Source organism: Trinickia dinghuensis (assembly GCF_003367175.1).
In the GTDB taxonomy this organism is placed as follows: domain Bacteria; phylum Pseudomonadota; class Gammaproteobacteria; order Burkholderiales; family Burkholderiaceae; genus Trinickia; species Trinickia dinghuensis.
Genome location: NZ_QRGA01000027.1, coordinates 1 through 13,236, shown reverse-complemented (window position 1 = coordinate 13,236; position 13,236 = coordinate 1). Strand labels below are relative to the sequence as shown.

At 65.2% G+C, this 13,236-nt stretch carries 13 protein-coding genes; 3 read left to right on the top strand and 10 right to left on the bottom strand.

Going from position 1 to position 13,236, the window contains the following annotated elements; genetic code table 11:
- Window positions 1-4: 4 nt before the first annotated feature.
- From leuS to DWV00_RS32055, 5 genes are all read right to left on the bottom strand, one after another.
- The gene (gene leuS / locus DWV00_RS32075; protein WP_115537649.1) at window positions 5-2,599 is read right to left on the bottom strand and encodes a leucine--tRNA ligase; all 2,595 of its coding nucleotides are present in this window, start codon (window positions 2,597-2,599) and stop codon (window positions 5-7) included.
- Window positions 2,600-2,798: 199 nt separating this feature from the next.
- Entirely contained in the window at window positions 2,799-3,266 is a 468-nt protein-coding gene (locus tag DWV00_RS32070) for an ExbD/TolR family protein (RefSeq protein ID WP_115537648.1), read from the bottom strand.
- A 2-nt stretch (window positions 3,267-3,268) separates the two neighbouring features.
- Window positions 3,269-3,931, bottom strand: a complete 663-nt coding sequence (locus tag DWV00_RS32065; RefSeq protein WP_115537647.1) for a MotA/TolQ/ExbB proton channel family protein — start codon at window positions 3,929-3,931, stop codon at window positions 3,269-3,271.
- Window positions 3,932-3,997: 66 nt separating this feature from the next.
- A complete protein-coding gene (dapB, locus tag DWV00_RS32060) occupies window positions 3,998-4,795 on the bottom strand; it encodes a 4-hydroxy-tetrahydrodipicolinate reductase (protein WP_181885654.1) in 798 nt (265 codons plus the stop codon).
- Between the two features lie 193 nt (window positions 4,796-4,988).
- On the bottom strand, window positions 4,989-5,822 hold the full coding sequence (locus tag DWV00_RS32055; protein WP_115537645.1) for an outer membrane protein assembly factor BamE: 834 nt from the start codon (window positions 5,820-5,822) through the stop codon (window positions 4,989-4,991).
- A gap of 124 nt (window positions 5,823-5,946) precedes the next feature.
- Between DWV00_RS32055 and fur the strand changes: the two genes are divergently transcribed.
- Complete coding sequence (gene fur, locus DWV00_RS32050; RefSeq protein WP_115537644.1) at window positions 5,947-6,375, top strand: ferric iron uptake transcriptional regulator; 429 nt, start codon at window positions 5,947-5,949, stop codon at window positions 6,373-6,375.
- 179 nt (window positions 6,376-6,554) lie between these two features.
- On the opposite strand, the gene gap is transcribed toward fur, so the two are convergent.
- A complete protein-coding gene (gap, locus tag DWV00_RS32045) occupies window positions 6,555-7,565 on the bottom strand; it encodes a type I glyceraldehyde-3-phosphate dehydrogenase (RefSeq protein WP_115537643.1) in 1,011 nt (336 codons plus the stop codon).
- Window positions 7,566-7,690: 125 nt separating this feature from the next.
- Entirely contained in the window at window positions 7,691-9,712 is a 2,022-nt protein-coding gene (gene tkt, locus DWV00_RS32040; protein ID WP_115537642.1) for a transketolase, read from the bottom strand.
- Between the two features lie 235 nt (window positions 9,713-9,947).
- On the opposite strand from tkt, the gene speE reads away from it, so the two are divergent.
- Both speE and DWV00_RS32030 read left to right on the top strand, forming a co-directional pair.
- Entirely contained in the window at window positions 9,948-10,808 is an 861-nt protein-coding gene (gene speE, locus DWV00_RS32035; RefSeq protein ID WP_115537641.1) for a polyamine aminopropyltransferase, read from the top strand.
- 91 nt (window positions 10,809-10,899) lie between these two features.
- Window positions 10,900-11,649, top strand: a complete 750-nt coding sequence (locus DWV00_RS32030) for a 16S rRNA (uracil(1498)-N(3))-methyltransferase (RefSeq protein ID WP_115537640.1) — start codon at window positions 10,900-10,902, stop codon at window positions 11,647-11,649.
- A gap of 7 nt (window positions 11,650-11,656) precedes the next feature.
- Here DWV00_RS32030 and DWV00_RS32025 read toward each other — a convergent pair whose 3' ends face one another.
- The 3 genes from DWV00_RS32025 to DWV00_RS32015 form a co-directional block, all read right to left on the bottom strand.
- The gene (locus tag DWV00_RS32025) at window positions 11,657-12,229 is read right to left on the bottom strand and encodes a barstar family protein (RefSeq protein ID WP_115537685.1); all 573 of its coding nucleotides are present in this window, start codon (window positions 12,227-12,229) and stop codon (window positions 11,657-11,659) included.
- Between the two features lie 16 nt (window positions 12,230-12,245).
- Window positions 12,246-12,698 carry a ribonuclease gene (locus tag DWV00_RS32020; RefSeq protein ID WP_115537639.1) on the bottom strand — a complete coding sequence of 151 codons (453 nt, stop codon included), beginning with the start codon at window positions 12,696-12,698 and terminating at the stop codon, window positions 12,246-12,248.
- Between the two features lie 406 nt (window positions 12,699-13,104).
- Window positions 13,105-13,236 (bottom strand): phosphate acyltransferase (locus DWV00_RS32015; RefSeq protein WP_281272701.1); only part of this gene is annotated, 132 nt, incomplete at its 5' end.

The window sequence follows — 13,236 nt, the reverse complement described above, 5'->3', positions numbered from 1 at the left end:
GCCTTCAAACGACGACGTTCACGAGCCGACCCGGCACGACGACGATCTTCTTCGGACTCCTGCCCTCGCTGAAGCGCGCGAACATCTCGTGCGCAAGCGCCGCCGCTTCGATCGCTTCGCGCGGCGCATCCTTGGCGACCGTCAGCGCGCCGCGCACCTTGCCGTTCACTTGCAGCACCAATTCGATCTCGGCTTGCTCGAGCGCTTTTTCGTCGACCTTGGGCCACGGCGCGTCGAGCAGCGACCCGAATTCGTCGACGAAACCCAGCGTTTGCCACAGCGCGTGCGTCACATGCGGCACCACCGGATACAGCACGCGCAGCAAAACGCCGTAGCACTCGCGCAGCACGCTCGGGCGCGCGAGCTTGGCATCTTCCAGCGCATTGAGCATCTTCATCGAGGCCGAGACGACCGTGTTGTACTGCAAGCGCTGGTAGTCGAAATCGGCCTGCTTCAGCACGCTGTAGATTTCACGGCGGAGCGTCTTGTCCATTTGCGCGAGCTGCGCCGGGTCGAACGTGTCGCGCGCGACGAGCTCGGCTTGATTGGCATGCCCGAACGCCCAGACGCGGCGCAAGAAGCGGCTCGCGCCCTCGACCCCCGAACCCGACCATTCGAGCTGCTGCTCGGGCGGCGCCGCGAACATCGTAAACAGCCGCGCCGTATCGGCGCCGTGTTGATCGATCAACAGTTGCGGATCGACGCCGTTGTTCTTCGACTTCGACATCTTCTCGATGCCGCCGAGCACGACCGGCTGCCCATCGGTATTGAGCGTCGCGCCGACGGGGCGCCCCTTGTCGTCGTGCTCCACGGAGACGTCGGCCGGGTTGTACCACGTCTTCTTGCCCGAAGCGTCCTCGCGATAGAACGTTTCGTTGAGCACCATCCCCTGCGTGAGCAGGTTCTTGGCCGGTTCGCCAAATTTCACGAGTCCCATGTCGCGCATCACCTTCGTCCAGAAGCGCGAATAGAGCAAGTGCAGGATCGCGTGCTCGATGCCGCCGATGTATTGATCCATCGGCATCCAGTAATCGGTGCGCGCGTCGACCATCGTCTCGGCGTCGGGGCACGTGTAGCGCGAGAAGTACCACGAGGAATCGACGAACGTATCCATCGTGTCCGTCTCGCGTTTGGCGGGCGCGCCGCATGTCGGACACGTGCAGTTCACGAACGCGGCGGACTTCGCGAGCGGGTTGCCCGTGCCGTCCGGCACGAGATCCTCGGGCAGCACGACCGGCAGATCCTTTTCGGGCACCGGCACGTCGCCGCAGGCGGCGCAGTGAATCAGCGGAATCGGGGTGCCCCAGTAGCGCTGGCGCGAGATGCCCCAATCGCGCAACCGCCAGGTGACTTGCTTGTCGCCGACGCCGAGCGCCTTCAAATCGGCCGAGACCGCATCGACGGCCTCCTCGTAGCCCATGCCGTCGTAGCGCCCGCTGTCGACGCAGGCGATGCCGTCCTTCTCGCCGTACCACGCTTGCCACGCATCGAGCGAATACTCGCAGCCGGCTTTGGCAATGACCTGCTTGATCGGCAAGCCGTATTTCTTCGCGAACGCGAAATCGCGTTCGTCGTGCGCGGGCACGCCCATCACGGCGCCTTCGCCGTAGCTCATCAGCACGTAGTTGCCGACCCACACCTCGACCTTCGCCTGCGTGAGCGGGTGCGTGACGTAAAAGCCCGTCGGCATGCCCTTCTTTTCCATCGTCGCGATCTCGGCCTCGGCCACGCCGCCTTGCCGGCACTCGTCGATGAACGCCTGCAGTTCGGGCTTGCCCTGCGCCAAGCGCGCGGCCAGCGGATGCTCCGCCGCGATCGCGCAGAACGTGACGCCCATGATCGTGTCGGCGCGCGTCGTGAACACGCGCAGCAGTTTGGATTCGCCGTCGAGCTCGTACGGGAAGCCGAAGTTCACGCCGAAGCTCTTGCCGATCCAGTTCTGCTGCATCACCTTCACGCGCTCGGGCCAGCCGAGACCGTCGAGGTCGTTCAGCAGCTCGTCGGCGTACTGCGTGATGCGCATGTAGTACATCGGGATTTCGCGCTTTTCGACGAGCGCGCCCGAGCGCCAGCCGCGCCCGTCGATGACTTGTTCGTTCGCGAGCACCGTCTGGTCGATCGGATCCCAGTTAACCGTGCCCGTCTTCTTGTACACGATGCCCTTCTCGAGCATCTTCAAGAAAAACCACTGGTTCCACTTGTAGTACTTCGGATCGCACGTGGCGACCTCGCGCGACCAATCGATTGCAAGCCCCATCGACTGCATTTGCCGCTTCATGTAGGCGATGTTTTCGTAAGTCCACTTCGCGGGCGGCACGCCGTTGGCCATCGCCGCGTTTTCGGCCGGCATGCCGAAAGCGTCCCAGCCCATCGGCATCAACGTGTTGTAGCCGTTCATCCGCAGATAACGGTACATGACGTCGTTGATCGTGTAGTTGCGCACGTGCCCCATGTGCAGCTTGCCCGACGGATACGGCAGCATCGAGACGCAATAGAACTTCGGCTTGCCGGCGACTTCCGCCGTGCGGTAAGCGTTGGACGCACGCCAATCTGCCTGGGCGGCGGCTTCGATGTCGGCGGGTAAGTATTTTTCTTGCATGGCGGTGGTTCGGGCTTGGCTGTCGTGGCGCCTTGCGAAGCGGGCGCGGCGATACGTCGAAATGCACTTTCCCCCGCGAATGGGGAAAACGGCGATTATACCGCCCACGAGCGCGCGAGCCGCATGCGCGGCGCGCCGTTTATAGCCGCTTGTAGCCGTTCGTGGCCATTTTCGACCGTTTTTGCGGCCCCTTCGGCCGTTATCGACCGGCGGAAGGCGCGGGCGGCGGGGAAGCCGCACCCGGCCCGCCCGTGCGCGGCGGCTCGGTGACGAAGCCGATTCGATCGAGCCCCGCCTGCTGCGCCGCGCTCATCACCTGCGCGATGACGTCGTAGCGCGTGGCGCGCGATGCGCGCAGATGCAGCTCGGGCGGCTGCGCAGCCTTGCCCGCTTGGATGAGACGCGCGCGCAAGTCGTCCAGCGTGAGCGCTTTTCCGTTCCAATAAAGCCGGCTCGCGTCGTCGATCGACAGCGTGATGGTCTGCGGGGTTTGCGGCGCCGGAGCGGAAACCGCCTTCGGCAAGTCGAGTCGAATGGCGTGAGTGAACAGCGGTGCCGTGATGATGAAGATGACGAGCAGAACGAGCATGACATCGATCAGCGGCGTCATGTTGATCTCGGCCATCGGCGCGGCCGAGCGGTCCTTGTCGAATCCGCCGAATGCCATGATCAGGAAGGCGCGCAGACGTACGCGTGCAGATCGTGCGCGAAGCCGTCCAGCTCTTCGGACACCTGCCGCTGCATGCGGCCCAGCACGTTGTAGGCGAGCACGGCGGGAATCGCGACGACAAGGCCGAATGCCGTCATGATGAGCGCCTCGCCGACGGGCCCGGCGACGTTCTCGATCATCGCCTGCCCGCTCGCGGCAATACTGCCGAGCGCGTGATAGATGCCCCACACGGTGCCGAGCAAGCCGACGAACGGCGCCGTGCTGCCGACCGAGGCGAGCAGCACCTGCCCGAACTCGATGCGGCGCTGAGACGCGAGCAGCGCCTCGCGCAACGCGCGCAGGACGCGCTCGCTGCGCTCGACGCGCGCGAGCATCGCGGACGGCGTGTGAACTTCGGATGCCGCCAGCGCGGCCTGGGCGAGCGGCGTGAAGACACGCTCCCGATCCGCGCCGCGCAGCGCGAGCACGCCATCGGAAAGCGTTGCCGATTGCCAGAACAGCGCAATGGCGCGCGGCCCCTGACGCTTCGCGCGGCCGAGCATCCAGCCTTTGACGATCAGAAAGCACCAGCTTGCGATCGACATGGCCAAGAGCACATAGGCGACGGCGTGCGTCAGCGCGTCTCCCGATTGCAAATAGTGAACGATGCTCGTGTTTTGCATGCGAGTGCGAACTCCGATCCCGAATCCCAAAGCGCTGCCGCGCGCCGGCCGCGCCGTCGCTTACCCTTAGCGCAGTCCGAGGACGTCCTGCATGTCGTACAAACCGGCGCCGCGCTCGGCGAGGAAGCGCGCGGCACGAAGCGCGCCTTGCGCATACGAGACGCGGCTTGCCGACTTGTGCGTGATTTCGACGCGCTCGCCGGTACCGGCGAACAGCACCGTGTGATCGCCGACGATGTCGCCGCCGCGAATCGCGGAAAAGCCGATCGTCGAGGGATCGCGCTCGCCGGTCACGCCGTGGCGGCCGTAGACGGCGCAATCCTTCAAATCGCGGCCGAGCGCACCGGCAATGGCCTCGCCCATGGCAAGCGCCGTCCCGGAGGGGGCATCGACCTTATGGCGATGATGCGCCTCGACAATTTCGATGTCGTAGCCGGTGGCGAAATGGCGGGCGGCGAACTCGAGCAGCTTGAGCGTGACGTTCACGCCCACGCTCATGTTCGCGGCGAAGACGACGCCGATCCGCTCGCCCGCCGCGCGCACCGTGTCGCGCTCGGCATCGGTCATGCCGGTCGTGCCGATCACGAGCTTCGTACCGTGACGCAGCGCCGCCTCGATATGCGCCATCGTGCCTTCGGGACGCGTGAAATCGATGAGGCAATCGGATTGCGCGAGCACGGCGTCGAGATCGTCGCTGAGCACGACGCCCGTGCGCTGCCCGAGGAATGCCCCGGCATCCTCGCCGAGCTGCGGCGCGCCCGATCGATCCAGCGCACCGGCGAGCGTCGCGTCGGGATCGTTCAGAACCGCTTCGATCAGCATCCGGCCCATCCGGCCCGACGCGCCGGCGATGGCGATTTTCATCGGCAACATGCATACCCCTTTTCAATGACGAGCCGGCCGTGGCTTTACCTGCCGGCGGCGCACGCAGTGCGCAGGCACTCGCGCTTCGCGCCTGGGAAAAACAAAAAGCGGGCGGCGCGCATCGCGCGCACGGCCCGCCCGAAAGGCCGTTCGTGCTCGATGCTGCACCAACGGCCCTTGAAAGAACGAACGATCAGCCGCCCGAACTCAACGCGCCCTGCTGGGACGACGAGACCGTCTGTCCGCTCGTGCCGCCGGTGCTCGACTGCGTACCGGCCGGACCGACCGGGTTGCTTTGATCGGGCGACGACGGCTGCGGCTGGCGATGGAACTGGAACTGCGGCGTCACTTGCGGCGACACGTTGTTCGGCAGCCCGTTCGACGGCGTGCCCGAACGCACGGCCGGCTTCTCCGGCGTGGCGGGCGCTTGGTTCGTCGCGCGGTTCGCGGCTTGCGCGGCAGCCGTGTTCGCGTCTTCCGTCGCTTGCTCGCTCGCTTGCGCCGTGCCGCTGGCCGGCTGCGCGGCGGCGGCACTCGCGGCGGCGGCAGAGGCGGCCGCGGCGGCCTTTGCCCGTTCCTTCGCCGCCTTCTTCCCGAGCTTGTCGCCGTCGATGTCGGCGAGCAGTTCGAGGTTGGACGGCAGATCCTCGCCGCCCGACCAGCTCACGACGGTGTCGCCCTGGAAGTTGACGACGAAGTCGCGCTGCTGCACGACGGCCGTGGAGCCGCGCTTGAAGTAAAAGACATAGTCCCAGCGCTCGTTATGGAACATGTCGGTGAGCAACGGCGTGCCGAGTGTCGTTTTGACCTCGTCGCGCGTCATGCCCACGTGCATCTTCGCAGCGGCTTCCTTCGAAACGAAGTTGCCCTGCACGATGGTGATGCGATACGGCGTAATGCTCTGAGCGACGCGCTGCGTAAGGCTGTCGTAGGTCGAACATCCCGTAACTAGCGCAACCGTCGAGGCAGCGATCAACAGCTTGCGCACGTGACTCCCCCCGCGCTTCATAAGAAAATTTGGACTCATTTCACCCACCGTGCGGGCCCTTTTTTACCCTGCGCCAGGCCGCGCGAGTTTCACCGAAGATGACCGGAACAGTAAAAACCCATTACTATTCGAATCGTGCATTGTACTCTAGGGATGCCTAGCCATGACCAATCCGACCGATCTCAAAAACATCGGGCTCAAGGCGACCCTACCGCGCCTCAAAATTCTCGAAATTTTTCAGCGCAGCGCCGTGCGGCATCTGACCGCAGAAGACGTTTACCGTAACCTGCTGACCGAGGAACTCGACATCGGTCTCGCCACCGTTTACCGCGTCCTGACTCAGTTCGAGCAGGCGGGCCTGCTCTCGCGCAGCAATTTCGAGTCGGGCAAAGCCGTGTTCGAGCTGAACGAGGGCTCGCATCACGATCACCTCGTGTGCATCGACTGCGGGCGCGTCGAGGAGTTCTTCGACCCGGAAATCGAAAAACGCCAGCAGAAGATTGCGGAAGAGCGCGGGTTCAAGCTGCAGGAACACGCGCTCGCACTATACGGTGTCTGTACGAAGGAAGCGTGTCCGCATCGCAAGCACTGACGCGAGGACGCGGACGAGCCGATAGCCGGACCGCCCGATAGTTCGACGGCCCGGTGGTTCGACGGACAATCCGAGGGCTCGATATGAAAAGAGCCGCCCATTGATAGGGGCGGCTCTTTCGTTTGGCGGTTAGGCGCCCACCCACCGTCTGACCGACCGGGGATGGGCTGACGCCCGCTTTACTTCGCCGTTGCGAGTGCGACAGCCGTATCGAGCATGCGGTTCGAGAAGCCCCACTCGTTGTCGTACCAGCTCGACACCTTCACGAGACGGCCGGCCACCTTCGTCAGCGTCGCATCGAACGTCGAGCTCGCCGGGTTGTGGTTGAAGTCGATCGAGACGAGCGGCGCCGTGTTGTAGCCGAGGATGCCCTTGAGCTCGCCCTCTGCGGCGTCCTTCATGATCGCGTTGATTTCCTCGACCGTCGTGTCGCGCTTGGCGATGAACGAGAGATCGACGATCGACACGTTGATCGTCGGAACGCGGATCGCATAGCCGTCGAGCTTGCCGGCCAACTCGGGCAGCACGAGGCCGATCGCGGCAGCGGCGCCCGTCTTCGTCGGGATCTGGCTGTGCGTGGCCGAGCGCGCGCGGCGCAGGTCTTCGTGATAGACGTCCGTGAGCACCTGGTCGTTCGTGTACGCGTGGATCGTCGTCATGAGGCCCGTTTCGAGGCCGATCTTCTCGTTCAGCGGCTTGACGAGCGGGGCGAGGCAGTTCGTCGTGCACGAGGCGTTCGAGATCACCGTGTGCGCGGCCTTCAGCTCCTTGTGGTTCACGCCGTAGACGATCGTTGCATCGACGTCCTTGCCGCCCGGCGCCGAGATCAGCACTTTCTTCGCGCCGCCGGCCAAGTGCGCGCTCGCCTTTTCCTTCGACGTGAAAAAGCCCGTGCACTCCATCACGACGTCGACGCCGAGTTCGCCCCAGGGCAGTTCGGCAGGGTTGCGGTTCGCCAGCACGCGGATCTTGTCGCCATTGACGATCATGTTCTCGCCCTCGACCGACACTTCACCGGGGAACGGGCCGTGCGCCGTGTCGTACTTCGTCAGGTGGGCGTTCGTCTGCGCGTTGCCGAGATCGTTGATCGCGACGATCTGCAGATCGTGCTTCTTGCCGCTCTCGTAGAACGCACGCAGCGTGTTGCGGCCGATCCGGCCATACCCGTTGATTGCAACGCGTACCGTCATGATGGTTCTCCTGATATTGGGGCTGAAAAAAACCGTCGTACCTCATGCTTCCCGGCGCATCGCGAGGCGGGGCCGCTCGCGCGATGCAACGGGAAGCCTTATTGCGTCTTCCCGCGGATCTATCGTTACTCGAGCGCCGCCTTGGCCGCTGCGACGACATGCTCCACGGTAAAGCCGAAATGCTTGAACAGCACGCCGGCCGGAGCCGACTCGCCGAACGTATCGATGCCGACCACGCCGCCTTCCAGGCCGACGTACTTGCGCCAGAAATCGGTCACGCCCGCTTCGATCGCGACGCGGCGCACGCCCTTGGGCAGCACGCGTTCACGGTATTCCGCGTCTTGGCGGTCGAACACGGTCGTCGCCGGCATCGAGACGACGCGCGCCGCGATCCCTTGCTGCGCGAGCGGTTCGACGGCATTCAGCGCGAGTTCGATTTCCGAGCCCGTCGCGATCAGAATGATCTTGCGCGCGACGATCTCGTCGTTCCAATCGCGCAGGACGTAGCCGCCCTTCGCGATATTGGCGATTTGCGCATCGGTGCGCGTCGAGAACGGCAGATTCTGGCGGCTGAAGATCAGGCACGAAGGGCCTTGATGCTCGACGGCCTGCGTCCACGCCACAGCCGTCTCCACCGTATCCGACGGACGCCAGACTTGAAGGTTCGGGATCAAACGCAGGCTCGCGACGTGCTCGATCGACTGGTGCGTCGGGCCGTCTTCGCCAAGGCCGATCGAATCGTGCGTGAACACGAAAATCGACGGCGACTTCATCAGCGCGGCGACACGCAGCGCGTTGCGGCTGTAATCGGAGAACGTCAGGAACGTGCCGCCGAACGCCTTGTAGCCGCCGTGCAGCGCGAGGCCGTTGAGGGCAGCGCTCATGCCGAATTCGCGCACACCGTAATTGATGTGGTTGCCCCACTGGATGCCGTGCTCGCCGGCGCGCACCGGCTTGCTGGCCTTCCAGTTCGTGAGGTTCGAGCCGGTCAAGTCGGCCGAGCCGCCAAGCAGCTCGGGCAGCACGGCGGCGAGCCCTTCGATCGCCTGCTGCGACGCTTTGCGCGTAGCGACCGTCTCGGCCCGCTCGTTCGCGCCGGCGATGATCGCTTGCGCCTTGGCGGCCCAATCGGCCGGCAGCTTGCCGCTCGCGCGGCGCTCGAACTCGGCCGCTTCCTGCGGATACTTCGCGCGATACTGCGCGAAGCTGTCGTTCCATTGCGCTTCGCGCTGCGCGCCCGCTGCCTTCGCATCCCACGCCGCATAGACCTCTTGCGGGATCACGAACGGCTCCCACTTCCAGCCGATCGCCTCGCGCGTGGCGGCGATTTCCTGCGCGCCGAGCGGCGCGCCGTGCGCGTCATGGCCGCCCGCCTTCGTGGGAGCACCCTTGCCGATGACGGTCTTGCAGCAGATGAGCGTGGGCTTGTCCGCACGCTTGGCCGCGGCGATCGCTGCGTCGAGCGCTTCGACGTCATGGCCGTCCACATTGCGGATCACGTTCCAGCCGTATGCCTCGAAACGCTTCGGCGTATCGTCGGCGAACCAGTACTCGACGTGGCCGTCGATCGAGATGCCGTTGTCGTCGTACAGCGCGATCAGCTTGTTCAGCTTAAGCGTGCCGGCGAACGAGCAGGCCTCGTGCGAAATGCCTTCCATCAGGCAGCCGTCGCCGAGGAACACGTACGTGTGGTGATCGACGATCTTGGCATCGGCCTTGTTGAATTCGGCCGCCAACAGCGATTCGGCGAGCGCCATGCCGACTGCATTCGCGAGACCTTGGCCTAGCGGCCCCGTCGTCGTCTCGACGCCCGGCGTGATGCCGTATTCGGGGTGCCCCGGCGTTTTGGAATGCATCTGACGGAAGTTCTTCAGCTCGGCGAGCGGCAGGTCGTAGCCGGTCAGATGCAGCACCGAATAGAGCAGCATCGAGCCATGGCCGTTCGAGAGCACGAAGCGGTCGCGGTCGGCCCAGTGCGGATCGGCCGGATTGTGCTTCAGGTGGCGCGACCAAAGGGCGACGGCGATTTCGGCCATGCCCATCGGCATGCCCGGGTGGCCTGAGTTCGCTTGTTGCACGGCATCCATCGCGAGCGCGCGGATGGCGTTCGCCATGAGAGCGGTGGTAGCGGGAGACGAGGTCGTCATGTCGAGTCCGGAGAACGAGTCGAGAAAGCGTGGCGCGCGGCGGACCGCTGCTCGTGTTCGACCGCCGCCCGCGCGGGCGGGGCAACCGCCGGGGTACGAGGCGGGAGGAGCAAACGGACAGGCTGCAAAGCATGCCATTCTAACAGATGGCGCTCCGCTCCTCGCCGCGGTTCCGTGCGCCTCGGTTCTATAATTGCCGCATGGCGACCCGAGTCGCGACCATCGCTCCCCTGAAGTGTTCTCCCGCGTCGACCCACCGCTGCTCTTTCATCCCACGCCTGGCGCCGCTTACGGCTTTCCCGGCGCGCGCCGGGTCGCGCACGTCGATTCGCCGCATCAACGCATCGAGGTGTGGGACACGCCGCAACTCGGCCTGCTGTTCACGCTCGACGCACGCCCGATGACCTCGGTGGGAGACGAGTTCGTCTACCACGAATGCATGGTGCACCCAGCGGCGCTCGCGCATCCGGCACCGCTCAAGGCGCTCGTGCTCGGTGGCGGCGACGGCGGCGCGGCCCGGCAACTGCTCGCGCATCCGAGCATCGAGCGGATCGTCGTGGCCGAGCTCGACGCGGCCGTCGTCAGCATGGCGCGGGAGCATTTGACCGACGTGCACCAAGGCGCGCTCGACGACGCGCGCGTGCAACTCGTCATAGGCGACGCCGCGCGTTTCGTCGCGACGACGACCGAACGGTTCGATCTCGTCGTGTTCGATCTGACCCCGCCCGACTCTCCCGCCGCCGAACTCTATACCTCGGCCTTCTATGCGCGCCTGAAGGCGGCACTGACGCCGCGCGCGATGCTGTCCATGCATTTGGGCTCGGCGCAGTTTCACCTCGAACGGGCAGCCGCGCTCGTGCGCGGCCTGCGCGCGAGCTTCGCGATGGTCGACGTGATGTCCGCGTTCGTGCCGCTGTACGGCTCGCTTTGGCTCATGGCGCTCGCGAGCGACACACTCGACGCGGCTTCGCTGTTCAAGCACGACATCGAGGAGCGGCTAGCGGCCCGCGGCATCGACGCGTTGCGCTACTATGACGCCGCACTGCACCCGGGCCTATTCGCGCTGCCGCGCGGCGTCCGCGGCGGCCTGCGCTGACGGGCCTGCCGGCAGGCGACGGGCAGGCACCGGCGCCGAACACCGGTCATTGCGTCCCGCTTACCCCTGAACGATCCTCGAATACCGCTTTATGCCTCGCTTTTTCGTCGACTCCGACTTCGCGCCCGGCGACGTCGTCGCACTGCCGGAAGAAGTCGCCCGCCACGTCCAAGTGCTGCGCCTCGCGGCCGGCGACACGCTGACGCTGTTCAACGGCCGGGGCGGGCAGCACGACGCTCGGCTCGTTGAAATCGGGCGCCGCAGCGCGCTCGCCGAGATCGGCGCATTCACGCCCATCGAGGCCGAGACGCCCTATCGGATCACGCTGGCCCAGGGCATCGCGGGCGGCGACAAAATGGATTGGCTCATCGAAAAGGCGATCGAACTCGGCGTCTCGCGCATCGCGCCGCTCGTCACGGCCCGCGGCGTCGTGCGACTCTCTGCCGAGCGCGCCGGCCGCCGCCAGGCTCACTGGCAAGGCATCGTGCGCGCCGCCTGCGAACAGTGCGGGCGCAACCGCTTGGCCGGCGTCGATCCCGCCCTCGACCTGTCGAAATGGCTCGAGACGCTGCCCGCGGCCGGAGCGGCCAGCGATGCCGGCGCAATGCGGCTCATGCTCTCGCCGCGCGCGGTGACCGGGTTCGCATCGCTACCGGAGTCGCCGCCGAGCGGCGACGTCACGCTGCTGATCGGGCCGGAGGGTGGGCTTTCGCCCGAGGAGGAAGATGCCGCCGCCGCGCATGGGTTCACCCCGCTGTCGCTGGGCCCGCGCGTATTACGCACAGAGACGGCCGGCATCGCGGTGCTGGCCGCGCTTGCCGCACGTTGGGGCGGGTGGTGAAGGCGGCTCAGGCGAACGAATAAAAGACGCGGAACGCGACCTTGCGCTCGGCCCAGAATTCGGCCGCTTCGCGAAACACGTCGAGCAGCGTTTCGCGCCCTTCCTTGTCGAACTTCTGAGCGATCGGCAGCCCCTCGAGCACGATTACGAAGCCGGGCTGCGAGCCCGCCTTGTGCACGAGGTCGGTCAAGCAATCGTAGAGCGCGTCGTAGTTCTTGCCGAAGTGCTTCGGAAACAGGAACGACGTGGCGATCGTCTCCAGCACTTCCTGCTTCGACGCGGCCTGGCCGCAATACGCGAACAGAAAGTGCTGCTCGAGCCGCTGGGCCTCGTCGGCGAGGTCCTGCACGCGAAATGCCCGGATCGATTGGACGATGTTCGGTCGCACGGTCGCGAAAAGGCTCATAGGCTCCTCGCTCGGTGAATGCCGGGATGATGCCGCGTCGCCCTCCGCACCCTCCGGGCTCTGATCGCGCTCGGCCATGCGCATTTGCATGACACGCTGAAAAAGATTGCCGTCGCCGGCCGCGAACATATCCGTCGCGACTGCGGTGTCGTGCGCGTAGACGTTGTCGCTCATGCCGTTCATCCCAATATCATTCAACTATGCGTTTAAAACTGTTGTAGTGGTCGTCTGAGTAAAAACAGTTGTCGATCCGCCTCGGGGGACCGCCACACACGATGCGGCGCGCGCCGCGGTTTCTCGCCCGCGGCGTGGGGACCGTGTACTCATGGTAGTAACCGCGCCGATGCGGCGGCAGCAGCCGCTCGAAATTGCCGAATACGACGCCGTCCTTTGCGTACCGATAGGGTCCGCCGGCTGCGATCGCGTTCAAGGTAGCCACGGCCTCGGGCGGCAACTGTGCCGGCGCGATTGCTCCTGAGATGCCCGCGGGCGAACGCGACACTTCCCGCGCCAAGGCCACGGAGGATACGACCGGGCTGCCGGCCGTGCCAATGCCCGTCCAGCCGGCCGCGGCCACAAAGGCGGCGAGCGCACCGTGACGAAGCCACTTACCCGCTCGTTCGCGTGTTCCCGCGCGTGTCATCGGCCAGATTTCCTGCTGCTAGGTCGAGCTAGATCGAAAGTGAACAACCACGAAAAGTGTAAGGGTATCGCTAACGGCCCTCCGACGCAATCTTTGTCTGGAAAATGAAAGGTTTAGCGTCATTTCGCGAAACTTCCGATCGTCTTATTTATCCTCAATAAGATAAAATTTATCGCATAGAAGATAAGATTCGTCTCGACGGTGCCCGATGCGGCGAGTCTTTGCCTCCTCGCCGCCGCTTCGAGCAGTCGGAAATCGTCGTTTCATGCACTTGGGGCGGCAGCCTCTCTTTTCGCCCCCGGCGTGCCCGCAATGGGCACGCCGTTTTTTCTTCTGATGATGGGGCCGGGCACCCGCCGTGTGCCGAACGTTAGTGCGTCGGTGCGTGAGTGCCTTTGGCTAGCGCTTAGCGCGATGCCGCGCTGACATCCGCCACGAGCAGCGCCGCCATGTTGACGATGCGGCGCACCGTCGCCGATTCGGTCAGCACGTGCACGGGCTTGGCCGCGCCGAGCAGGATCGGCCCGATCGCGATGTT